General features: G+C 63.7%; 20 protein-coding genes. 11 read left to right on the top strand and 9 right to left on the bottom strand.

The features are described 5' to 3' along the window. The first annotated feature begins 70 nt into the window (after nucleotides 1–70). Together ABDK11_RS19680 and ABDK11_RS19675 are read left to right on the top strand one after the other, a co-directional pair. Entirely contained in the window at nucleotides 71–940 is an 870-nt protein-coding gene (locus ABDK11_RS19680; protein WP_346838238.1) for a LysR substrate-binding domain-containing protein, read from the top strand. Between the two features lie 242 nt (nucleotides 941–1,182). Further along, nucleotides 1,183–1,998, top strand: coding sequence for a class II aldolase/adducin family protein (locus ABDK11_RS19675; RefSeq protein ID WP_346838237.1), 816 nt, complete (start codon nucleotides 1,183–1,185; stop codon nucleotides 1,996–1,998). Nucleotides 1,999–2,026: 28 nt separating this feature from the next. On the opposite strand, the gene ABDK11_RS19670 is transcribed toward ABDK11_RS19675, so the two are convergent. The 3 genes from ABDK11_RS19670 to ABDK11_RS19660 all read right to left on the bottom strand — a co-directional run bounded on the left by ABDK11_RS19670 (nucleotide 2,027) and on the right by ABDK11_RS19660 (nucleotide 6,159). Next, entirely contained in the window at nucleotides 2,027–3,871 is a 1,845-nt protein-coding gene (locus tag ABDK11_RS19670) for a monovalent cation:proton antiporter-2 (CPA2) family protein (RefSeq protein WP_346838236.1), read from the bottom strand. A 52-nt stretch (nucleotides 3,872–3,923) separates the two neighbouring features. Continuing rightward, complete coding sequence (locus ABDK11_RS19665) at nucleotides 3,924–5,219, bottom strand: sodium:proton antiporter (protein WP_346838235.1); 1,296 nt, start codon at nucleotides 5,217–5,219, stop codon at nucleotides 3,924–3,926. Nucleotides 5,220–5,280: 61 nt separating this feature from the next. Further along, nucleotides 5,281–6,159: a pirin family protein gene (locus ABDK11_RS19660; protein WP_346838234.1), complete on the bottom strand. Its 879-nt coding sequence runs from the start codon at nucleotides 6,157–6,159 to the stop codon at nucleotides 5,281–5,283. 212 nt (nucleotides 6,160–6,371) lie between these two features. Between ABDK11_RS19660 and ABDK11_RS19655 the strand changes: the two genes are divergently transcribed. From ABDK11_RS19655 to gstA, 4 genes are all read left to right on the top strand, one after another. Then, the gene (locus ABDK11_RS19655) at nucleotides 6,372–7,259 is read left to right on the top strand and encodes a LysR family transcriptional regulator (RefSeq protein WP_346838233.1); all 888 of its coding nucleotides are present in this window, start codon (nucleotides 6,372–6,374) and stop codon (nucleotides 7,257–7,259) included. 143 nt (nucleotides 7,260–7,402) lie between these two features. After that, nucleotides 7,403–7,813, top strand: a complete 411-nt coding sequence (locus ABDK11_RS19650; protein ID WP_346838232.1) for a DoxX family protein — start codon at nucleotides 7,403–7,405, stop codon at nucleotides 7,811–7,813. Nucleotides 7,814–7,904: 91 nt separating this feature from the next. Beyond that, a complete protein-coding gene (locus tag ABDK11_RS19645) occupies nucleotides 7,905–8,876 on the top strand; it encodes a glutathione S-transferase family protein (RefSeq protein WP_346838231.1) in 972 nt (323 codons plus the stop codon). Nucleotides 8,877–9,030: 154 nt separating this feature from the next. Beyond that, a complete protein-coding gene (gene gstA / locus ABDK11_RS19640) occupies nucleotides 9,031–9,636 on the top strand; it encodes a glutathione transferase GstA (protein ID WP_346838230.1) in 606 nt (201 codons plus the stop codon). A gap of 3 nt (nucleotides 9,637–9,639) precedes the next feature. Here gstA and ABDK11_RS19635 read toward each other — a convergent pair whose 3' ends face one another. The 3 genes from ABDK11_RS19635 to hexR all read right to left on the bottom strand — a co-directional run bounded on the left by ABDK11_RS19635 (nucleotide 9,640) and on the right by hexR (nucleotide 13,747). Continuing rightward, nucleotides 9,640–10,899 carry a multidrug effflux MFS transporter gene (locus ABDK11_RS19635; RefSeq protein ID WP_346838229.1) on the bottom strand — a complete coding sequence of 420 codons (1,260 nt, stop codon included), beginning with the start codon at nucleotides 10,897–10,899 and terminating at the stop codon, nucleotides 9,640–9,642. Nucleotides 10,900–11,010: 111 nt separating this feature from the next. After that, nucleotides 11,011–12,804 carry a DUF4153 domain-containing protein gene (locus ABDK11_RS19630; RefSeq protein WP_346838228.1) on the bottom strand — a complete coding sequence of 598 codons (1,794 nt, stop codon included), beginning with the start codon at nucleotides 12,802–12,804 and terminating at the stop codon, nucleotides 11,011–11,013. Between the two features lie 88 nt (nucleotides 12,805–12,892). Then, the gene (gene hexR, locus ABDK11_RS19625) at nucleotides 12,893–13,747 is read right to left on the bottom strand and encodes a transcriptional regulator HexR (RefSeq protein ID WP_346838227.1); all 855 of its coding nucleotides are present in this window, start codon (nucleotides 13,745–13,747) and stop codon (nucleotides 12,893–12,895) included. A 280-nt stretch (nucleotides 13,748–14,027) separates the two neighbouring features. On the opposite strand from hexR, the gene uvrD reads away from it, so the two are divergent. The 4 genes from uvrD (at nucleotide 14,028) to ABDK11_RS19605 (ending at nucleotide 19,495) form a co-directional block, all read left to right on the top strand. Continuing rightward, nucleotides 14,028–16,244 (top strand): DNA helicase II, encoded by a 2,217-nt coding sequence (uvrD, locus tag ABDK11_RS19620; RefSeq protein WP_346838226.1) that lies wholly within the window; start codon nucleotides 14,028–14,030, stop codon nucleotides 16,242–16,244. A gap of 75 nt (nucleotides 16,245–16,319) precedes the next feature. After that, nucleotides 16,320–17,486, top strand: a complete 1,167-nt coding sequence (locus ABDK11_RS19615; protein ID WP_346838225.1) for a TRAP transporter substrate-binding protein — start codon at nucleotides 16,320–16,322, stop codon at nucleotides 17,484–17,486. A 258-nt stretch (nucleotides 17,487–17,744) separates the two neighbouring features. Then, on the top strand, nucleotides 17,745–18,530 hold the full coding sequence (locus ABDK11_RS19610) for a hypothetical protein (protein ID WP_346838224.1): 786 nt from the start codon (nucleotides 17,745–17,747) through the stop codon (nucleotides 18,528–18,530). 47 nt (nucleotides 18,531–18,577) lie between these two features. After that, nucleotides 18,578–19,495 (top strand): hypothetical protein, encoded by a 918-nt coding sequence (locus ABDK11_RS19605; protein WP_346838223.1) that lies wholly within the window; start codon nucleotides 18,578–18,580, stop codon nucleotides 19,493–19,495. Between the two features lie 119 nt (nucleotides 19,496–19,614). On the opposite strand, the gene ABDK11_RS19600 is transcribed toward ABDK11_RS19605, so the two are convergent. The 3 genes from ABDK11_RS19600 to ABDK11_RS19590 all read right to left on the bottom strand — a co-directional run bounded on the left by ABDK11_RS19600 (nucleotide 19,615) and on the right by ABDK11_RS19590 (nucleotide 22,071). Then, on the bottom strand, nucleotides 19,615–20,004 hold the full coding sequence (locus ABDK11_RS19600; RefSeq protein WP_346838222.1) for an acyl-CoA thioesterase: 390 nt from the start codon (nucleotides 20,002–20,004) through the stop codon (nucleotides 19,615–19,617). A gap of 130 nt (nucleotides 20,005–20,134) precedes the next feature. Beyond that, nucleotides 20,135–21,496, bottom strand: coding sequence for a TRAP transporter large permease subunit (locus ABDK11_RS19595; RefSeq protein ID WP_346838221.1), 1,362 nt, complete (start codon nucleotides 21,494–21,496; stop codon nucleotides 20,135–20,137). Beyond that, nucleotides 21,493–22,071 carry a TRAP transporter small permease subunit gene (locus tag ABDK11_RS19590; RefSeq protein ID WP_346838220.1) on the bottom strand — a complete coding sequence of 193 codons (579 nt, stop codon included), beginning with the start codon at nucleotides 22,069–22,071 and terminating at the stop codon, nucleotides 21,493–21,495. The genes ABDK11_RS19595 and ABDK11_RS19590 overlap by 4 nt, the downstream gene beginning before the upstream one ends. Nucleotides 22,072–22,280: 209 nt before the next feature. Here ABDK11_RS19590 and ABDK11_RS19585 point away from each other — a divergent pair, with 209 nt between their 5' ends. Next, nucleotides 22,281–23,339, top strand: coding sequence for a PstS family phosphate ABC transporter substrate-binding protein (locus ABDK11_RS19585; protein ID WP_346838219.1), 1,059 nt, complete (start codon nucleotides 22,281–22,283; stop codon nucleotides 23,337–23,339). The last annotated feature ends 171 nt before the right edge of the window (nucleotides 23,340–23,510 follow it).

The following is a 23,510-nucleotide window of genomic DNA, read 5'->3' as shown; positions in this document are numbered from 1 at the left end:
TAGTTGATAATCGTACCCTTTGGTAAATTATATTTACCTATAAGTAACAATCGGTGAGGGCACGCCAGGCATGCTCAGTTGGGAGGGCGTCAGTGAATTTGTAGCCGTGGCCGAGGCCGGTGGTTTCACCGCCGCGGCCGGCAAACTGGGGATCTCGACCGCCCAGGTCAGCCGCCAGGTCAGCGCCCTCGAGGCAAGACTGGCGACCAGGCTGTTCTACCGCACGACGCGCAGGGTTGCGTTGACTGAAGCGGGCCAGCTCTATTACCAGCACTGCCGCCAGGTGCTGGACGGGCTGGAAGAAGCTGAGCGCGCGGTAACGGATCTGCAGCAGGTGCCGCGCGGCCGGCTGCGGCTCACGGCGCCGGTGACCTACGGCGAGACAACCCTGGCCCCGCTGGTCAACGATTTTGCCCTGCGCTATCCGGAGCTGCAGGTGGATATGCAGCTGACGAACCAGAAGCTCGACCTGGTAGCCGAGGGTTACGACCTGGCCATCAGGCTGGGCAAGCTGGAGGATTCCAGCATGATGGCGCGGCGGCTGGGGTCGCGCACCCTGTATGTCTGTGCCGCGCCGGCGTACCTGTCCGCGCACGGCGAGCCCCCCAGCCTGGCGGAGCTGGCGCGCCACAACTGCCTGCAGGGAACCCTGGACCACTGGCGTTTCCTGGAGTCCGGCAAACCCAGGGATATCCGCGTCAGCGGCAGTATCCGTTGTAACAGCGGCCGCGCGCTGGTGGATGCGGCACTGAAGGGCATCGGCCTGGTGCAGCTGCCGGATTACTACGTCGAAGAACACCTGCGCGCCGGCCGCCTGGTTTCCCTGCTCGAGCACTACCGCGCGGCGGACGATGGTATCTGGGGTGTCTACCCACACAACCGCCAGCTGTCACCGAAGGTGCGCATGCTGCTGGATTATCTCGCTGATATGCTCACCTGATACCGACTATGACGCGGCGCCGCGGTTTTTACCGGATTGGTTTTAAATTGCTTTCTCGACTTATCCACAGGTTGGTTGCCGCCGCCGGCCCGCGTCGGTGCTGATGTCATTTGCGGGTCTGCGCGGTGATGCGGACATGCTGTCGGTTGCTTTTGCGGTTTCGTTCGCTGCCACATCTCGCTCAAAAGTCGAGCAGCGTGCTATAACCAACGCTCGGCTAAAAACGATGAGAGGGCCGGGCAGTGACAACCGCAGAAAAAACCAGACCCGCACAGAGCATCAATACCGCCGTCATGAACGGCGATGTCAGTGTACTGATGGGCGACAGCACGCAGCCGCTGGAACAGGTGCGCGACGAGCGCAAGCGCAAGCTCACCGCGGCCTTCCGCCTGTTCGGTAAGTACGGCTTCGACGAGGGCGTGGCCGGGCATATCACGGTGCGCGATCCGGAGCTGGAAGACCACTTCTGGGTCAATCCGATGGGCGTCTCCTTCAAGCAGATGCGGCTGTCCGACCTGCTGCTGGTGGATCACCAGGGCAATGTGGTCGAGGGCGAGGGCTATCTCAACGGCGCCGCATTCACTATCCATTCCCACATTCACCGGCTGCGCCCGGATGTGGTCGCCGCCGCCCACGCCCACTCGCTGTACGGCAAGACCTGGTCCTCCCTCGGCCGCCTGCTGGACCCGATTACCCAGGATGCCTGCGCCTTCTTTGGCGACCACGGCCTGCTCGACACCTTTTCCGGCGTGGTGCTGGAGATGGGCGAAGGCGAGGCGCTGGCGCAGGCACTCGGCAACCACAAGGCGTTGATCCTGCAGAACCACGGCCTGCTCACCGTGGGCAAATCCATCGACGAGGCCGCCTGGTGGTACATCACCATGGAGCGCAGTTGTCAGGCGCAGCTTCTCGCAGAGGCGGCCGGCACGCCGCGGCTGATCGAGCCGGAAGTGGCAATCCGCACCCGCGCGGTAGTGGGTACCGAGCTGGCGGGCCTGTTCAGCTTCCAGCCCCTCTACAGCGTGATCTGTGCCGAGCAGCCGGATATGTTCGAATAGCTGGATCGCGCTTGTGGCGCCGCATTGATCACAGGCCCGGCTTGCCGGAATCGTCCCAGTGGTGATCCAGGTGCAGGTCCTTGTCGCGCCGGTCTTCCTGCAGCGCCTGCAGCAGTTGCTCGCGATAGATGCGCGTCTGCGCGATATGCTGGGACTCGTCGCGCCAGTAGGGGAACAGCTTCTCCAGCATGCGCTGGTCGTGCTGCTTGAACTTGCGCGCGGCGCGGCGCGCCTCGTATTTGCTGAGCCCCAGCAGCTGCAGCGCGCACTCGCCGATCGACAGCGCCGAGTCCACCGTCTCGCGGAAAATGTGTTTTACCCCCGCTTCCATCAGCGCGTACTGGTGCATGCGGTTGCGTGCCCGCGCGAGGATGGTCAGGTGCGGAAAGTGCTTCTGCAGCTGGCTGACGATTTCCAGTGCGGCGGCCTGGTCGCTCAGGGTCAGGATCACCAGCCGCGCATTGCCGGCGCCGGCGGCGCGCAGCAGGTCTTCGCGCGAGGCGTCGCCGTAAAATGCCTGGATACCGTAGCGGCGCACCAGCTCCAGCTGTTCGGCGTTGCGCTCGAGCAGGGTGGTCTGGAAGCCGCAGGCGTTCAACAGGCGCCCGGCTATCTGGCCGAATCGGCCGTAGCCGATGATGATCACCGGCGAGCCGGTGTCCTGCGGCGGCTCCGCGTCGGTCGGTGCCGCCGGGCCGACCATATAGCGCGGCTGGATAAATTTCTCGTAGATCAGTAACAGGATCGGCGTCAGCACCATCGACAGTGCGATCAGCGCCGCGACCAGGTTGCTGACAGTGGCATCCAGTACACCCTGCTGGTTGGCGAATGACACCAGCACGAAGCCGAATTCCCCCGCCTGTGCCAGCGACAGTGCGAACAGCCAGTCCTCGCCGCGGGACATGCCGGTAAAGCGCGCCAGCGCGAACAGCAGCCCGAACTTGGTGGCCACCAGCAGCAGCACCAGGGCCAGCAACAGCCAGGGGTATTCGGCAATCAGGTTGAAGTTGAGGCCGGCGCCCACCGCAATAAAGAACAGGCCCATCAACAGGCCTTTGAACGGCTCGATATCCGCCTCCAGCTCGTGGCGGAACTCGCTCTCGGCGAGGATGACGCCGGCGAGAAAGGTGCCCAGCGCCGGCGACAGCTCCAGCCAGTGCATGATGGCGGCGGCGGCCATCACGATCAGCAGTGCGGTGACGGTGAACATCTCGCGCAGCTGGCTGCCGGCCACCAGCCGCAACAGCGGCCCCAGCAGGTAGCGCCCGGCGAGGATAAAGGCGGCCATGGTACCGATCACTGCCAGTGCATAGTGCCAGCCACCCAGGCTGCCCTCCTGTTGCGGCACGTCGCTGCCGGCCAGCAGCGGCAGCAGTGCCAGGATCGGGATCACCGCCAGGTCCTGGAACAGCAGCACGGCGAAGGCACCGCGCCCGCCCTCGGTCTTGAGCAGGTTCTTTTCACTGAGCGACTGCAGCACGATGGCGGTGGAAGACAGTGCCAGGATCAGGCCGATGGCAGCGGCGTTGCGCCAGTGCTCGCCGTACAGCCATACCGCCAGCGCGGCCACCGCGGCGGCGGTCACCAGCACCTGGGCGCCACCGGTGCCGAAGATGGCGCCGCGCAGCTGCCACAGCTTGCGCGGCTGCAGCTCCAGGCCGATCAGGAACAGCATCAACGCCACGCCGAATTCGGCGATGTGCATTTCATCGCTGGCATCGCCCACCAGCCCCAGGGCGAAGGGGCCGATGACGACACCGGCGAGCAGGTAGCCGAGCACCGAGCCGAGGCCGAGGCGTGTGGCAATGGGTACGGCGATAACGGCGGCGGACAGGTAGATGACCGCCTGTACGAGGAAACTGCTGTCTTCCATGATCGGATGTTGTCTAGCTGGAGTGGAGTCCTGGCCGGGCTGCCAGCCGCCGCTAGTCGCTGGCGGCTTCGGGTAGCTGCTCCGGCTCGGCAAACTCGCGGCTGCGCCGGATCAGCGGGGCGATGGTGGAACCCTGCACTACGATGGAAAAGACTACCACGCCGTAGGTCATTACGACCCATAAGTGGCGCAGATCCTGGCCCTGTACCATGGCGTGGCCGGCCGGGATCGACATTGCCAGCGCCAGCGCCAGGCCGCCGCGCAGGCCGCCCCAGATCAGGATGCGCTCGGTATAGGGATGGTATTTGCGGAAGCGCTTGAGGAAGGTGAACGGCACCGTCACCGCAACCACGCGGCTCAGCAGCACGATCGCGATTGCGGCAACCAGCAGCAGGTAGTCGAACGGCTGGAAGTCGATGGTGATCAGGAACAGGCCCACCAGCAGGAACAGCAGGCCGTTGAGGAAGTCCTCGGTGATGCTCCAGAAGTGGTCCAGCTCGTGCTGGCTCACCCGCGAGAAACCGGTCTCGCGGGTAAAGTTGCCGATGATGATGCCGGCCACCACCATCGCCAGCGCGCCGGACACGCCGAGCAGGTTGGCGAGCGAGAAGCCGGCGGTGGGGATCACCAGGGTCAGCAGCAGTTCCAGACTGTGGTCGTCGGTGCAGCCGATCAGCCAGTGGAACAGGCCACCGATGGCCAGACCGAGGACGATACCGCCGACGGCGTCGACCAGGAACAGCTCGGACACTGACGGTAGCGTCGGCGACGCGCCCTCAAACGCCAGCGCGAAGATTACGGTGAATACGACGATACCGAAACCGTCGTTGAACAGGGATTCGCCCTCCACCTGGATTGATACCTGCTCTGGCGCCTTGAGGCTTTTGATGATCGCCAGCACCGCAATCGGGTCGGTGGGGGAAATCAGTGCGCCGAACAGCAGGCAGTAGACGAAGCCCACCGGCAGGCCGACAAACTGCAGGAACCAGTACAGCAACGCGCCCACCGCGAAGGTGGAGATCAGTGTGCCGAACACCGCCAGCAGGGTGATCTCGATGCGCTGGTTGCGCAGCATCAGCAGGTCGATGTGCAGGCTGCCGGCGAACAGCAGGAACCCCAGCATGCCCTTCAGCAACAGGTTTTGCAGGTCGAGCAGCGGCAGCAGCTGGTTGGCCCAGTCGCGCAGCGACACGATACCGAGCTTGCCGAGGCCGATCACCAGCAGCGACAGCGCCAGTGCACCGGCGGTAATCGCGATGGTGGCCTGTGCGCGCAGGACATACTGGTTTAGAAATCCGAGAAACACCGACACCGCGGCGAGAAAACAAAAGGTGTAATAAACTTCCATGCCGCAGGCGGCCCTCACTGATCGGGAGTGATACGGGGGAGGGGCGCGTGCAGCGCCCCGGCTATTCGTCGGTGAGTGTGCCGTTATTGTAGTCGCGCAGAGCCTGCTCGATTTCCTCGCGGCTATTCATTACGAAGGGGCCGTAGTGGACTATTGGTTCGCGCAGAGGCAGGCCATGTAGGCACAACAAGCCTGCTCCCGTGTCGTCGGCGCGCAATTGTAGCGCGTTACCGCCTCCGTATAAAAGGAAATTGCCGCGCGGAATGGATCCGTGCTCTGTCACCAGCGCGCCGTGGTAGACGAATACCATGGCGCTGTGTGCCTCCGGCAGCGGTAGCAGCACTTCTGCCCCGGGTGCCAGACGCAGGTCCGCCACCCCCGCCTCGGCGGCGGCATCCAGCAGCGGTGCGCTGCGCTTCTCGCCGTCGACCGTCCACTCGCCGGCAATCAACCGGATCAGCGAACCGGCGTCATCCACTGGCAGCTCGGGAATCTCCTCCGCCTGAATATCCCGCCAGGTCGGCGCGCCCATCTTGTCGGCGGCGGCCATATTGATCCATAGCTGGAAGCCGTGCATACCGGCACCGCCGGCGTCCTGCGCCGGCATTTCCGAATGGATGATGCCGCGCCCGGCGCGCATCCACTGGGCACCGCCCGCAGACACTGCGCCGCGGTTCCCCAGGTGATCCTGATGCTCGAACTCGCCGTCGAGCATATAAGTGAGGGTTTCGATACCGCGGTGCGGGTGCGGCGGAAAGCCGGCGATATAGTCATCGGCGTTTTCCGAACGGATTTCGTCGAGCATCAGGAAGGGACTGAATTCCTGATTCTGGAATCCGGCCACGCGCTGTATCTTCACGCCGGCGCCATCGGAAGAGGCCTGGCTGGCGATGCCGCGCAGCAGCGGGCGCGCATCGGATTTGCGTTCGAACGTTGACATAAACGGTTCCTCCCGTGATTTTGCCCACAGTATAAGTCGATGAATTCGACATAAAATGGCAAAAATTCGCTGTTTATATTCGAATTCCTCGACCAATAGGACTATATAAGCTCTGGTGGGTTTTCCCGGCCTGTGGACAAAGTAGCGGGCACAGCTTTCTACAGCTCCACAACCCGCGGATTACCCCGCTCGACCAACGCATAGGAGTGCAGATGGCCAAGGTAACTCTGGAACAGTGGCGCATGTTTCAGTCGGTGGTGGAACACGGCGGCTTTTCCCAGGCTGCGCAGGCGGTGCATAAGAGCCAGTCGTCGATCAACCACGCAGTGCACAAGTTGCAGGAGAGCCTCGGTGTGTCACTGCTGGAGGTGCGCGGGCGCAAGGCCGAGCTGACTGATGCCGGGCGCATTATGCTGGCCCGCGCCGGCGGCCTGCTCGACGAGGCAGAGGCGCTGGAATCCGTCGCCGCCAGCCTTTCCAGTGGCGAGGAGCCGGTACTGACGCTGGCGGTGGATGTGCTGTTCGATTACGAGTGCCTGTTCAACGCCATTGAGCGCTGCGCCGGCGAATACCCGCATACCCGCATCGAGCTGCGCGAGACGGTGTTGTCCGGCGGCGAGGAACTGCTGCAACAACAGCAGGCCGACTTCATCCTCACCACCCAGGTGCCGCAGGGCTTTGTCGGCGAGCCATTGACCAGAGTCCGTTTCGTGCCGGTGGCGCACCCGCGTCACTCGCTGCATCAATTGGGACGCCCCGTTACGCGCGAGGACCTGAAAGCCTGCCGGCAGATTGTCGTGCGCGACTCCGCCGCCAGGAATCGCCAGGACGCGGGCTGGCTCGGCTCCGACCAGCGCATCACGGTGACCAACGTCCATACCTCGGTGGAATTGATCGAGCGCGGCCTGGGGTTCGCCTGGCTGCCACAGACCCGCATCCGCGAGTCGCTGTCCGCCGACCGGCTGTTGCCGCTGTCCACCGAGGAGCCGTGGGAACGCGATGTCACCGTCTATCTGGTGTACGCGGATATCGACCGCTGCGGTCCGGCTGCCAACCTGCTGATCGGTGCGCTGCGCGATTGTCTCGGGCCGTTGGAGTGAGTGTGCAGCGGTCTCCCGCGACAAATATTTATAAAATCGAAAGTTACTGGCGATATTTTGCGGTTTTCACAGTAAATAATAGAACTACACTAAACGCAGTTTCACTAACACTGATCGATTGATCTCACAGAGAGGGTTCAGAAATGAATTCAGAAACGAATACTGCATTAACCTGCGATCTCGCCAAACTGCTCGGCCGCGTGCTGATGGCAGTCATGTTTATTAGCTTCGGCTGGAGCAAGATCGGCGGCTACGAGGCTACCCAGGGCTATATGGCGTCAGTGGGCGTGCCCGGTGGGCTGCTGCCGCTGGTGATCCTGGCGGAACTGGGTGGCGGCCTCGCCATACTGTTCGGCTTCCTGACCCGCTGGGCGGCGCTGGGACTGGCGGTGTTCTCGCTGCTGGCGGCCTGGCTGTTCCACTATCATCCCGCTGACCAGGGCCAGATGATCAATTTCTTCAAGAATGTGACCATCGCCGGTGGCTTCATCTACGTCGCCTGCGCCGGTGCCGGCCGCTTCAGCCTGGACCATCTCTTCCGCCGCAATCGCTGAGATTGCCCCCCGGGGCGCGGCGGCCACGGCGGCCGCGCCCACTCAATACTCCCGATACATACGCTACTCCCTGAATTAACGAGGAGGCCCCATGGGTTTACTGGTCAACGGCCAGTGGCAGGACCGCTGGTATGACACTGACAAGAGCGAGGGCGAGTTTGTGCGCGAAGCCGCGCAACTGCGCAACTGGATCACTGCCGATGGCAGCGCCGGTCCCAGCGGGGAGGGTGGCTTTGCCGCGGAGAAAGACCGCTACCACCTGTACGTGTCGCTGGCCTGTCCCTGGGCACACCGCACACTGATCTTCCGCAAGCTCAAGGGGCTGGAGGATTACATCGGTGTATCGGTAGTGAGTCCTTACATGCTCGAGCACGGTTGGACTTTCGACACCGATGAGGGCTCAAGCGGCGACCACCTGTATAACAGCGATTTTCTCTACCAGCTGTACACAAAGAACCGCGCCAACTACAGCGGCCGCGTCACCGTGCCGCTGCTGTGGGACAAGCAGCGCGAGTGCATCGTCAGCAACGAGTCGGCGGAGATCATCCGCATGTTCAACAGCGCCTTCGATGATCTGACCGGCAACCGCGACGACTACTATCCGGAGCCGTTGCGCGGTGATATCGACGCAACCAACGAGATTGTCTACGAAAATGTAAATAACGGTGTCTATCGCGCAGGGTTTGCGACCACCGAAGAGGCCTACGAGCACGCCTATGAGCGATTGTTCGGTGCCCTGGAGCAGCTGGAGCGACGCCTTGGCCGCGACCGCTACCTGACCGGTGACCAAATCACCGAAGCGGACTGGCGCCTGTTCACGACGCTGATCCGCTTCGACGCCGTCTACCACGGCCACTTCAAGTGCAACAAACAGCGTCTGGCCGATTACCCCAACCTGTGGGGCTTCACCCGCGAGCTGTACCAGTGGCCGGGCGTCGCCGACACGGTGGATTTCCACCATATCAAGACGCACTACTACGCCAGCCACAGGAACATCAATCCCACCGGCATAGTGCCCAAAGGGCCAGAGCTGGACTTCGCTGCGCCGCATCACCGCGGCTGAAAAGGATGCCCGCCGGTCCCGGTGGCCGCGCGGGCCCTAACGATTCTGTCCGGCCGGAGCTAGCCGGCGGGACCTACCCGGCGGGACCTACCCGGCCGGACCTACCCGGCCGGACCTATACTGCTGGGAGCCCCTTTACCCGATGAGGCTCCCGATGAAACTCTTCTACGCCCCCGGCGCCTGTTCCCTGTCGCCCCATATCGTCGCCTGCGAAGCCGGCATTGAGCTGGAGCTGGCAAAAGTGAATCTGGGCGAACACAAGCTGGCCAGTGGCGCCGACTTCACCGAGATCAATCCAAAGGGCTATGTGCCTGTGCTGCAGCTGGAGGGCGGCGAGCTGCTGACGGAGGGCGTGGCAATCGTGCAGTTTCTCGCCGAGCAGAAGCCCGACCGCCAGCTGGCGCCGGAGTATGGCTCCCTGGAGCACTACCGGCTGCTGGAGTGGCTGAACTATCTCGCCGCCGAGGTGCACAAATCGTTCGTGCCGCTGTTCTGGGATGGCGCAGAGGAGGAGAAGGCGCGCGCGAAGAAGGCTATCGCCGGGCGTTTCGACTTTATCGAACAGCAGTTACAGCAAGACTACCTGATGGGCGATACCTTCACCGTCGCCGATGCCTACCTCTATACCCTCGCTACCTGGCTCAACAAGCAGGACATCGCTACGGATGCCTGGCCGCGGCTGCAGGCGTTCATGCAGCGCATGGAGGCGCGCCCCGGTGTGCAGGCGGCGCTGCGCGAAGAGGGGCTGCTCAGGGACTAGCCCTCAACGTGGCACGTAGCGCCTGGCCGCAGGGACTTCCACCTCAATAGGCGCGCGCGCCCGGGCAATAAACAGCGCCGACGACAGCGCCACCAGTGCGCAGGTGAACATGGCCGCGGCGATCGGGGTCAGCGTACCGGTGTGCAGCGTGTTGACCAGCCCGCCCAGTACCCCGCCGGTGATAAACAGGGTGGCGCCGTAGAGTGCATTGGCGCTGCCGCTGACGCGTGGAAAAAACTCCAGATAGCAGGCGGCTGCGTTGGGGCCGGTAATGCCGATACAGGCCATGACCATCACCAGCGGCCCCATCCACAGAGCCAGGTGCTTGCCCTCCGGCAGCGTACCCAATACCAACAGGCCACAGCCGATCAGTTGCAGGGTGATGCCGGCGAGCAGGATGTGGCGCGGCTCGAAGCGTTTCAGCAGGCGGATATTCAGCTGCACCATACAGATCAGTCCGAGCACGCAGGCGCCGAAAAACAGCGGAAAGCGTGTGGCCGGTACGCCGAAATAGCGCATGAAAACGAACGGCGCGGTGGTGATATAGATAAACATCGAGCCGCTGACGCAGGCCTGCGCCAGCAGGAAGCCCAGTGCGCGGCGGTTGCCCAGCACCTGCTTGTAGTTGCGCACCAGGTCGCGTTTGGGCCCGCGCTGGCGCCGCGCGCGGGAAAAGCGCGACACCGTCTCCGGCAGCAGGGCGCGCACCAGCAGCAGCATCGCCGCGGCGTAGCACAGCAGGAAGATAAAGATGCTTTGCCAACCGCTCGCGGCCAGCAGTGCCGAGCCGATCACCGGGGCAATCAGGGGCGCCACCAGCATCATGGTGCTGATCATCGAGATGATGCGCGCGGCGTCGCGGCCACTGTACAGGTCGCGCACGATCGCTGCGCAGATGACCGTGGCGAAACCGCCGCCCAGCGCCTGGCACAAACGCAGCAGAATCAGCTGGTCGACGTGGCTGGCGAACAGGATCAGCAGTGAGCTGGCGATATAGATCACCAGGCCGATGGTACCGACGGTGCGGCGGCCCCATCTGTCCGACAGGGGCCCGCCGAGCAGCTGGCCGATGGCGAAGCCGAGCAGAAAACTCGATACCGAATGCTGCACGCGCGCCACTTCGGTGCCCAACGCGGTGGCCATGGCGGGAATCGCCGGCAGGTAGCTGTCGATTGAAAACGGCGTCAGTGCCACCAGTGCGGCGAGCCACAGGGCCAGCCAGCGCGGCGGCGCGCGATCGGCGAAATTGGGTGCGGATGACATAAAAGCTCGGTACAGCGTCGGTGGCGGGGCGGGTGCGCGCGGCATGATAGCGGCCGCGCACACACGGCACCAGCGCCGGTGGCGGAAATCCCCGCGCTATGGTGTTGCCGGTCAGCGGGCGCCCGGGTCGAACAGCAGTGTGTCGCCCGCATACAGCGCCTGCCAGCGCGTGGGTGCGGTGCGGAAGTTGCCGCTGGCGATGGTCTTGCGCAGTTCAGCAAAATCCATCGGCGCCGGCAGCGGGTAGTAGGACAGGCGCGGCGTGCCCGCCGCGGGTGCCAGCGCGGCCGTGTCATTGCTGCTGTCGCGCGGGGTGAACAGGATGATCTGCTGGCGCCGGCTCTGGGCGCCGGCGAACAGCAGGGTTTCATCGACGCCGTCGCCATTGATGTCCTGGCGCAGCCAGAAGCAGCGCGGCTGCGGCCCACTGCACTGGCGGGACACCAGCTGCAGGTTGTTCGTTACCTCGACAGGCAGCGTCGCGCCCTCGGGATAGATCGGCAGCTGCGCGAGTGCGGCATTGCGCTGCGCCTGCGCGGCGGGGTTGTCGCGCAGTTTCCACAGGGGATCGCCGGGTTGCTGCAGCTTGCCCAGGTAGCTCGCCAGCTTGGCATCGGCGCTGATCTCCGGGCGCTGTGCCAGCTGCTGGATGGCTTCCAGCCCCGGCCGGCCCAAATGCCGGCGCAGGAAATAGAAATCAAAGTCCTGCGCCGCCACCCTGCCGTCCTGCAGCCGCGCTACCTGGCTGTCGGCGCTGATCTTCCAGAAATCCGCCAGCGGCGACTGGGTTACCAGACACACGGCCAGGACCCAGAATGCCAGGCCGGTATTCAGCTTGCGCAGCCAGCCGGTCCAGTGCGCGCCGCGGCGCAGGATGGCGAGACAGTAGCTGAGTGCCACCAGGGTCAGGGTAAGTGCGGCGGTGAATCCCCACAGCCGCTCGGGGGTCCAGCCATATTGCACTACCCGCAGGTAGAGGCCGTAGTGGGCGATCAGGGCGTAAATCGGCGCCACAGCCAGCGCCAGCAGCAGGATGCGGTTGAGCAGTTTCGGGTAGCGGCTGAACGGCTGTTCGTCCTGGATCACGCCGTTGGTAAAAAACAGCAGCAGCGCCACCAGCCACAGCAACAGGGCACTGCCGCGCCCGGTGTCCCACACCGGCTGCAGCCCGGTTGCCGGCAGGGTGGCCAGAAACACGATGACGAGCACCGCCAGCAGCGGCAGCAGCGCTACCAGCATGGTGCGCAGCAGCCGCTTGAGTGTGAGCACAAAGCCCTGCTGGGCGCGGAACAGAATCGCGCCGCAACCGCCCACCAGCCAACTGACGGGATAGGCGAACCAGTCCTGCCGGAACAGTTCCTGGAAAAAATTGATCCCCACCAGTTTGAACAGCGCCTGCCACAGAAACAGGATCAGCCAGAAGATGGCGACGAAGGTCAGCGTCAGGGCGGCGGTGAGCGCGTTGTCCCAGGAGAAATGGAACAGCGCCGGGTAGTCGGGGCGGCGCAATTGCGCGCTGCCGGTGGCGCAGGCGCGCAGCAGGAAGGCGGCGATAAACGAGGCGATGCCGATACTCAGGATAAAGCTGAGCGGTGTTTTACAGTGGATCAGTGCATCGGGCGTACACTGGCTGCCGCGGTAGGCGGCCAGCAGCGCCAGCAGTGCGCCGTAGCCCAGCAGCAGCCACCAGTAGCTGCGCGCCAGGCGCGGCGCCACCGAGACGATGGCCATTGGCGGCAGCGCCAGTACCAGGGTGAAACTGAGATAGCGCCACAGCGGCGACCAGTCGGCGACCGCGGGCCAGGCCTGCAGCAGGTACACCAGCAGCCCCTGTAACAGGGCGGTGGCGAAAATCAGTTTTCGATTGCTGGCGCTGAGTTCGCTGGTATCGGCACTTCCCTGCATGCGGTCCCCCACTGAAATCCCTGTGGACAGGTCTGTGATTATCCCTGCCGCTGGATTTTGTTATCCACAGCTAGTTACCCACAGTCTGTCAGTGTTTGTCTTCACGCAGGGTGTAAAGCCCCTGCTTCAGCTTTAGCAGATGCTCCTGCAGCTGCGGGCCCTTGCGCTGGGCGACACCGATGGCGAGCACGTCGATCACCACCAGGTGGGCGATACGCGACGACAGCGGCGTGTAGATCTCGATATCCTCTTCCACATCCACTTCCAGCGGGATGGTGGCCTGGCGGGCGACCGGTGAGCCGCTCGGGGCCAGGCCGATCACGGTGGCGCCCTGCTGTTTGGCCATGGTCATGGAGCGCAGCAGTGCTTTGGTGCGCCCGCTCTGGGAGATGGCCACGACCACGTCACCCGGCTCCATCGACATGGCGGACATGTTCTGCATATGGTGATCGGAGTGGGCGGCGGCGGCCAGCTGCAGGCGGAAGAACTTGTGTTGGGCGTCGATGGCGACCGCACCGGAGGCGCCGAAGCCGAAGAATTCGACCCGTCTGGCGGCGGCCATGGCGGTGACCGCGGCTTCCAGCGCACGGGCATCGATCTTGTCGCGCACGTTCAGCAGGGTATCGACGGTGGAGTCGAACACCTTGCGCTTGTACTCGGCGATGGTGTCCGTTTCAGTCACTGCGATCTGGCCGAAACTGGGGCTGGAGGCCAGTTGCTGCGCCAGGTTCAGCTTGAACTCCTGGAAGCCGGAACAGCCCACCGCGCGGCAAAAGCGCACCACTGTGGGTTCGCTGACCTGGGCCTCGGTGGCCAGGTCGACGATGCGCATATGAATGATTTCATCCGGGTTGGCGAGGATGTATTCGGCCACCTTGCGCTCGGACTTGCGCATGGAGGACAGCTGTTCACTGATTTTCTGCGTGACTTCCGCCGGCTTCACGGGACTTCCTTACTCTCTCCAGGAACCGCAGTTTAGCGGTTGCTCACTCCGCTGGCGAGCCACTTTGCCGGGTCCGGGTCGCTTCCGGACAGCCTCCGGGCGGCCCTGCCGGCGGTGGCCATCCGCTCAACAGCCTCATCGGCAACCGTTTCCCGGAAGGCCCCCGCCGGCAGGGCCTGCGCATTTAGGCTCTGTGTATGTTGTCGAGCCTGGATAGAAGTAAGACAAAACCTGTTTATTTAGCCAGGTAACCCGCCGTAGCTCTGGTACAATCGGCGCCATGGACGTATCTCAGATTCTAGACCCCCTCAACGACGCCCAGCGCGAGGCGGTGGCGGCGCCACCGTGCAACCAGCTGGTGCTGGCCGGTGCCGGTTCCGGCAAAACCCGCGTGCTGGTACACCGTATCGCCTGGCTGATGCAGGTGGAGGGTGCCTCGCCCTACTCCATCATGGCGGTGACCTTTACCAACAAGGCGGCCAAGGAGATGCGCGCGCGCATCGAGGAGCTGCTGGGGGTCAACACCTTCGGCATGTGGGTGGGCACCTTCCACGGCCTCGCCCACCGCTTGCTGAAAGCCCACTGGCAGGAAGCGAAACTGCCGCAGAACTTCCAGATCCTCGACAGCGACGACCAGCTGCGCCTGATTAAGCGCGTGCAGGCGGACCTGGGCTTGGACGACAAGAAGTGGCCGCCGCGGGAAACCCAGTGGTGGATTGGCGGGCAGAAAGACGAGGGCCTGCGCCCGCAGTATATCCAGGCGGGCAGCGATCCGTGGCTGCAGACGATGGTGCGCATCTACTTCGCCTACGAGGAGGCCTGCCAGCGCGGCGGTCTTGTGGACTTCGGCGAGCTGCTGCTGCGCGCCCACGAGCTGCTGCGCGACAACGATGCGGTGCTGGCCCACTACCGCCGCCGCTTCCCGTTCATCCTGGTGGACGAGTTCCAGGATACCAACACGATCCAGTACGCGTGGCTGCGCCTGCTGGCCGGCGACCAGAGCCGCATCACGGCCGTGGGTGACGACGACCAGTCCATCTATGGCTGGCGCGGGGCCAAGATCGAGAATATCCAGCACTTCGAGCGCGATATGCACGAAGTGCAGACGGTGCGCCTGGAGCAGAACTACCGCTCCACCAGCACCATCCTCAAGGCCGCCAACGCGGTGATCGAGAACAACAGCGGCCGCCTGGGCAAAGAGTTGTGGACCGAGGGCGAGGAAGGCGAGCCCATCGCGCTCTATTCGGCCTACAACGAACAGGACGAGGCGCGCTTTATCGTCGAGCGTATCCAGGACTGGGTGCGCGACGGCAACCGCCGCGACAGCGTGGCGATCCTGTACCGCTCCAATGCCCAGTCGCGGGTGCTGGAAGAGGGCCTGCTGCGCGAACAGGTGCCCTACCGCATCTACGGTGGCCAGCGCTTCTACGAGCGCCTCGAAATCAAGAATGCGTTGTCGTACATGCGCCTGATCAGCAACCGCGATGACGACACCGCGTTCGAGCGCGTGGTCAACACGCCGACGCGCGGCATCGGCGCGCGCACCGTGGAGATGGTGCGCAGTTATGCCCGCGAGCAGGGTTGCTCCCTGTGGCGCGCGGCGCAGCTGATGTTACAGCAGCGCGTGCTGGCGGCGCGCGCGGGCAATGCGCTGCAGTCGTTCCTCGACCTGGTCAATGCGCTTGCCGCCAACGCCGAGGACAAGCTGCTCGATGCGATCGCCGAAAACGTGATCGAGACCAGCGGCCTGCTGGAGTTTCACGGCAAGGAAAAAGGTGAGAAGGGCCAGACGCGGGTGGAGAACCTGCAGGAACTGGTCAGCGCCTGCCGCGCTTTCGATGGTATCGACCAGCCGCCCGGCGAGGAGGCCGAGGCAGAGGAGCGCCCGCTGCTCGACCAGTTCCTCGACAGCGCCGCGCTGGATGCCGGTGAGGGTCAGGCGGACGAGTTCGAGGACGCGGTGCAGCTGATGACGCTACACTCGGCCAAGGGGCTGGAGTTCCCGCTGGTATTTATGGCCGGGGTGGAGGAAAACCTGTTCCCGCACAAGATGTCGGCGCAGGAGCCGGGCCGCATGGAGGAGGAGCGCCGCCTCTGCTACGTGGGTATCACCCGCGCGATGCGCAAGCTGTACATCACCTACGCGGAGAGCCGCCGCCTGTTCGGCACGGAGAATTTCAATACACCGTCGCGCTTTGTCAGCGAGATTCCGCCCAACCTCGTGCACGAAGTACGCCTGAAGACGGAAATTTCGCGCCCCTTATTTCAGCCTGAATACGGCAAGGTGGGTAACCTCAGCCAGCTCTCCGATCCGGCGCCGGACTTCGACGACCTGCCACCGCTGGCGCTGGGCGGCCGCGTGGAACACAGGAAATTCGGCGAGGGCACCGTGGTGCAGTTCGAGGGTAACGGCCCGCGCGCGCGGGTGCAGGTCAACTTCGACGATGCCGGCAGCAAGTGGCTGGTGGTGGCCATGGCAAAATTACAGCCGCTGTGAGGTAAGCAGCACCGGGAGCGGCCGCGGGCCGCTCGTTAAAAAGAAAAACCAAAGCGGTAAAACAATAAAAACGCGATGAAAAAAATCAACTGGTATCCCCCCGTTATCCTCGGCCTGCTCGCGCTGCTGGTCATCACCTTCGGCGCGCTGGTGGTATCCCGCTCCGCACAGGGCCCGGTGCAGCACTTCGCCAAGGGCAGTGATCAGCAGACCTTCGAGTGGAAACTCGTCACCACCTGGCCGAAAAACTTCCCCGGCCTGGGCAGTGCGCCGGAGCGTTTCGCCAAAAAAGTGGCGGCCATGTCCAACGGGCGCCTGAAGATCAAAGTCTACGGCGCCGGCGAACTGGTGCCGGCCATGGGCGTGTTCGGCGCCGTGTCCGACGGCGCCGCGCAGATGGGCCACGGCGCGGCCTATTACTGGAAGGGCAAGATTCCCGCAGCGCAGTTCTTCACCGCCGTGCCCTTCGGCCTCAACGCGCAGGAGATGAACGGCTGGCTGCACTACGGCGGTGGTATGCAGCTGTGGCGCGAACTGTACGAACCGTTCGACCTTATTCCGATGGCCGGCGGCTCCACCGGCGTGCAGATGGCGGGCTGGTTCAACAAGGAAATCAATTCCGTCGACGACCTCAAGGGCCTGAAGATGCGCATTCCCGGCCTCGGCGGCGAGGTGCTGAATCGCGCCGGCGGCACCGCGGTGACCATCCCCGGCGGCGAGCTGTACACGGCGCTGCAGACCGGCGTGATCGACGCCACCGAGTGGGTCGGCCCCTACAATGACCTGGCGTTTGGCTTCTACCAGATCGCCAAGTACTACTACTACCCGGGCTGGCACGAGCCGGGCTCGATCCTCGAATTTATCGTCAACAAGACCGCGTTCGAAAAGCTGCCGCCGGACCTGCAGGCAATCGTGCGCACCGCCGCCCGCGATGCCAACCAGGATATGCTCGACGAGTACACCGCGCGCAACAACCGCGCGCTGCAGGAGCTGGTGCAGAAACACGGTGTGCAGTTGCGCCGCCTGCCGGACGATGTCATCGCCTACCTGAAAAAGATCAACAACCAGATCATGGAAGAAACCGCGGCGGAAGATCCGCAGTTTGCCCGCGTTTACAAGGCGTACAAGGCATTTAAAGCGCAGGTAATCCCCTATCACCGTATCAGCGAGGAAGCCTATTACCAGACGCGGTCTATCAGTACCGATCGTATTGAACCGCCGACTGACGCGGCAAAGCGTTAGCCGCGCCGTACACACTTTGCGCGAAAAGACGGGAATTTCGCGTTGCCCGGACGGCAAAAAACCGAACCGCATACCCTTCCGCCGCGGCGCAGTGAACACTGCGTCCGGGAAGTGCGTACGGCTTGGCAAAATAAACAGAATTAATTTAGTTAATTTCTGTTAGTCATATAAGTCACCTTTCACCCTCCCCGAGACAATGAATAATTGTCTATTAGTTCACTTTCAGAACGCCAATAAAATCAAAAAATGGGGGGTCGTATGAAAAACCTGTTTCGCCTGATTGCCATCTGCGCGCTGGTTGCGCTGGTCGGTTGTGCCACACCGCAGCCGCCGGTGGCGCTGGACCAGAGCTTTTACACGCAGAAGGGCAAGAGCGTCGGGGTGATGCTCAAGGTGCCGGAAAAGCCGGGCCTGGCCCTGGAGGGCAATGTCGGTCTGCTCGATTACGCGATCATCAGTGCCGCCACCAGTGCGCTGACTGACAATATCGAGCGTCAGGGGTTGGACGAATTCGTCGCCGTCTCTGAAGACCTGAGCCACAGCCTGGAGAGCGCGGGCTTCCAGGTCGTGCGTCTGCAGGCGCCGGCAAAGGCCGTGAAAATGGCAAAATTCAAGGATCCTGACAGCAAGGACCAAACCTACTTTGCCGCCAGGGATCACCGCGCGATGGCGCAGCAATACGGGGTGGACTACCTGCTCAAGCTCACCGCGACCCGCACTGGACTGGCGCGTCCTTACTACGGTTTTGTGCCCACCGATGCGCCGCGCGCGGTGTTTGATGTACACGGCGAGCTGATTGATCTCTCCAGCAACCAGCTGCTGTGGTACGCCAACATGCCGCACGCCGCCTACGCCGACGGTGAGTGGGACGAAAAACCGAAATTCCCCGGGCTGACCAACTCCTTTTACGTGGTGATGAATCAGGCCCGGCAGGACGTCATCGGTGCGCTGGCAAAGCGCAACGCCAGCGGCAGCAGTCTGGCGCTGAAACAGGGCGCGGACGAGGCGACGACGGCGCAGCAGGAAACACCGGAAAAACTATAACAACGACCGGATGACGGCAGCGGCCCGCACCGCTGCCGGTGCAATTTATGAAAAAACGCATTACATCGACCCTGCTCGGGGTCCTGCTGGCGGGGTGTGCCAGCCATTCCACCTACCATATCTCCGCCGCCAATCCCGAGGCGGTCAACGCACTCGCCACGCTCTACTTGGAAATCGACCCGCTCGAGAACGCGCCGCTGGTGGTAGAGGTGCGGCCGGAGCCCTGGCGCTACTATCCCGGCGTTACGTCGGAACTGCTGACGGCGCAGTATCCGGTGCAGTCATCCCCGGGGGCCAGCGCCGGGCAGGTGGCAGCGGCCGGTGCGGTTAGCGGCCTGGTCGGCTCCCTGCTCGCATCGGGGATGGTCAAGAGCGCGGCGCAGGACAAGGCGCAGTTGCCGGCCAAGCCGCTGCTGGAGCGCCTCGCCAGCGGCGCTCTGCAGCGGGACGTGCGCGAGGACATAGTGGACGACATGCTGCGATCCAACTTCGCTCTTGAACACTCGTTGCGCTACGCGGCCCACGACAGCGGTGCCAGCGCGGAGCTGCGCCTGCAGCCATCGATCAAGCTCACCAACAGTCTCGGCGTGCTGAAGTTCAACATCAACGCCGAATTGCGAGAACCCTCCGGACGACTGCTGTATCGCAACTCGATCGAGTACTGGTCGGCGGGCAGCGGCGCCGCGGGCGATAAAGCCAAGAATCTGGACTACTGGCAGCAGAGGAATCAGTCCGCTTTCTACGCAGAGCTACGTCGTGGCATCGACTACACCACCGACTACCTGGCCCAGTCCCTGGACGGTTCCCTGCCAGTTGCCGGCGCGCCAGTGGCGACCCACAAGATAGACTGCAAACACGGCTGGGTGCTGCTGCGCGGCAACCTGATCCGGAGCACGGATGAGTACACGGTGTTGCGCGACCTGCGCGGCAATATCAAGGTGATCGCCGGCAAGCTGGTGCTGTGAGCGCGCAACAGGGCTGCCGCGGCTTGTGGATAACACAGCTGGATCGCTGGGCGCCGTGGCGCGCGAACGGTTGCTGATATCGGGGGAAACGGCGGCTGGCGGGTCAGCCGCGGGGGCGGTTACGGCAGCGGACGCGTGCGTCCGTGGTCGTCTATGGCGACGAACACAAACTCGCCCTCGGTCACCTTCACCTGCTCGCCGGAATCGACCCGGGTCAGCCAGACCTCCACCATGGTACGTATCGACGAGCGCCCCACTTCCACCGCCTCGGCGTAGCAGCTGACGGTGGAGCCAACCGGAACCGGGCGCAGGAAGACCATACTGCCGACGGCGACGGTGGTCACCCGGCCGCGGGCGATCCCCTGGGCCATAATGGCGCCGGCCACGTCCATCTGCGACATCAGCCAGCCGGCGAACACATCACCCTGGGGATTGGTGTCGCGGGGCATGGTCTGGGTCTGCAGGGTCAGGGTGCCAGTGGGTTGCGGATCTTCATCAAGTGCGGACATCGACAGCTCGCGGATTGTTAGATTTATTGGCCCCCGCGGCGCCCTACCTGATTCGGCGGCCCGCGCGGGTGGCGCATTCTAGCACAAGTTGACCAGCTTTTAACCAGCCGCCTTTGGCCAAAAATACACCCTAATCGGCCATGATTCCCGGCAGCCAGGTGGCCAGCGCCGGCCATAGCGCCAGCAGGCACATCACCAGCAGCTGGATCGCGATAAACGGCACCACACCGCGGTAGATGGCGCCGGTGGCCACTTCCGCCGGCGCCACCCCGCGCAGGTAGAAGAGCGCGAAGCCGAACGGCGGGGTCAGGAAGGACGTCTGCAGGTTCAGCGCGATCATGATCCCCAGCCACACCGGATCCAGCCCCATCGCCAGCAGTACCGGGCCGACGATCGGCACCACCACGAAGGTGATTTCGATAAAGTCGAGGATAAAGCCGAGCAGGAAGATGATCAGCATCACCAGCAGCGTGGCGCCGACCACGCCGCCGGGCAGGCTCTGGAACAGGTCGGTGACCAGGTCCTCACCGTGGTAGCCGCGGAACACCAGCGAGAACAGCGAGGCACCGATCAGGATCGCGAACACCATCGCCGTGACCTGCAGCGTGCTCTGCCCTACCTCGCCGGCGCGCGCCCAGCTCAGGGCACGGCGACTGCGCGCCAGCAACCCGGCACCCAGCGCCCCCACGGCCGCGGCTTCGGTGGGCGTGGCGGCGCCGCTGATGATGGAGCCCAGCACCAGCAGCATCAGCGAGATCGGCGGCACCAGGCTCTTGATCGTCTGCAGGTAGTCCACCTCCTCCGCCGCTGCGCGCGCCACCGCCGGCTCGCGCTTGGCCACCAGCAGCAGGTAGACGATATAGGCCAGCACCAGCAGCAGGCCGGGGATGATGGCACCGACAAACAGGTCGCCGACACTGACCGGCTGCGGATTGAAGATGCCAGCGTTCAGCTGCGCCTGTTGGTAGGCGTTGGACAGGGTGTCGCCGAGCAACACCAGCGCGATCGACGGCGGGATTATCTGTCCCAGGGTGCCGGTGGCACAGATGGTTCCGGTGGCTAACTTCGGCGAATAGCCGCGTTTGAGCATGGTTGGCAGTGACATCAGGCCCATCGTCACCACCGTCGCGCCGACGATACCGGTGCTCGCGGCGAGCAGCGCGCCCACCACCACCACCGACACCGCCATGCCCGCCGGCAGCCCGGAGAACACTTTGGCGAGGTTGACCAGCAGTTCCTCGGCGATACGCGCCCGTTCCAGCATCACGCCCATCAGTACAAACAGCGGCACCGCCATCAGGGTGCCGTTCTGCATGATGCCGTACAGGCGGTCGGGAAACGCGCGCAGCAGTTCCGGGTCGAAGACGCCGAACACGATGCCGAGGCCGGCGGACAGCAGGGCGGTGCCGCCGAGCGTAAAGGCCACCGGGTAGCCGAACATCAGCGCCGCACACACGGCGGCGAACATCAGCAGGGGGATCAGCTCGATCACGCGCTTACCTCCTCGGCGGAGGCCACCGGCGTGGCCGCGCGATCGGCGGCGGGTGGGGCCGGTCGGTCAGCGGGCTGCATCAGCTGCGCCAGGGCGCGGCCGAACTGCGCCAGCCCCTGCAGCGCCAGTGTCAGCGCCGCCAGTGGAATCAGGCTTTTGAGCAGGAACACGCCGGGCAGGCCGCCGGCGCTGCCGCTGCCCTCGTGCACAGCCCAGCTGGCAGCGGCGAACTGCAGGCTGCCGGCAAAAATGAAGGTGCACAGCGGCAGCAGGAATATCAGTGTACCCACCGCATTGACCCACGCCTTGCCGCGCTCGCCCATGGTGCGATAGAACACATCCACGCGCACATGGGCATCGCACTGTAGCGCATAGGCCAGGCCCAGCATAAAGGCGGCGCCGTGCAGGTAGACCACGGCATCCTGCAGCGCCACCGAGCCGCCGTTAAAGCCGTAGCGCAGAATCACCACGGCACTTTGCAGCAGCACCATTGCCAGCGTGAACCAGCCGAGCAGGCGTCCGGAAGCCGCGGCCAGCCTGTCCAGGCCGCGGGCACAACGAATCAAGGGGGACATGGGAAAGCTCTCACACCATCTTATTGTTCTGTATCACCGGTACACCGGCTGTCGGCTAAGACTACCGCCTCCGCCGGGGCGGTGCCAGCGGCACCCGGGGACCGTTTGTAACCTGTTTGTCATCTTTCATTCATAGAATCGTCACCCGTTGTTCCTAGCATCGCCGCGTCCCATATTGGAAACGAGAAATCCATCCACCGGAGTCATCCATGAACAAGCGCTTCGCGAACAAGAAAGTAGTGGCCTCGGCCCTGGCGGCCATGACCATCGCCGCATCCCAGGTAGCCCTGGCGGCCCGCGACCATATCAGCATTGTCGGTTCTTCTACCGTATACCCGTTCACCACCACTGTGGCCGAGCGTTTCAGCCGCTCCACCCAGTTCAACACCCCGGTGGTCGAATCCACCGGTACCGGCGGCGGTATGAAGCTGTTCTGTGCCGGCGTCGGTGAGAACACTCCGGACATCACCGGTGCCTCGCGCCGCATCAAGCAGTCCGAGCTGGACAACTGCCACAAAAACGGCATCGACGTGGTCGAGGTGCAGGTGGGCTTCGACGGCATCGCCATCGCCAACGCCAAGGGTGCCGAGCGCCTGTCGCTGACCCGCAAGGACCTGTACCTGGCCCTGGCCAAGAAAGTGCCGAACCCGGACGGTTCCGACACTTTAGTAGCCAACCCGTACAAGACCTGGAAGGACGTCAACCCGACCCTGCCGGCGCAGAAGATCGAAGTCCTGGGCCCGCCGCCCACCTCCGGTACCCGCGACGCCTTCGCCGAGCTGGTGATGGAGCACGGCTGCGAGACCATCCCGATGATCGAGAAGATGAGCAAGGACGACAAGAAAGTCGCCTGCCAGACTCTGCGTGAAGACGGCGCCTACATCGAGGCCGGCGAGAACGACAACCTGATCGTCAACAAGCTGGTGGCCGATCCCGCCGCGCTGGGTATCTTCGGCTTCAGCTACCTGGACCAGAACACCGACAAGATCCAGGGTTCCCTGATTGAAGGTCAGGAGCCGACTTTCGAGTCCATCGCCGACCACAGCTACCCGGTTTCCCGCCCGCTGTTCATCTATGTGAAGAAGGCCCACGTCGGCGTAGTGCCGGGCATGAAGCGCTTCCTGGCCGAGTTCACCAGCGAGCGCGCCTGGGGCGACGACGGCTACCTGGCCGACAAGGGCATGATCCCGATGCCCGCCGCCAAGCGCCAGAAAGTACTGGCCGGTGTGCACAAGCTGACCACGCTCAGCAACCTGGCGCAGAAGTAAGAAAAATTTAAGCACGAAGCTGTAGCGGTAAATGGAATTGCCAGCCAAGCCTCCGGGCTTGGCTTTTTACTTTTGTCGGTTGGCCAATTGCGCGCGCAGCCGGCAAAAGTAAGAAGTGTCTGGCAGCGGCACCATGCAAATTGAGTCAAAAGTCCGGATAATGCCCGGCAA

Source organism: Microbulbifer sp. SAOS-129_SWC (genome assembly GCF_039696035.1).
GTDB lineage: Bacteria > Pseudomonadota > Gammaproteobacteria > Pseudomonadales > Cellvibrionaceae > Microbulbifer.
This window is presented reverse-complemented; position numbering and strand designations above follow the sequence as displayed.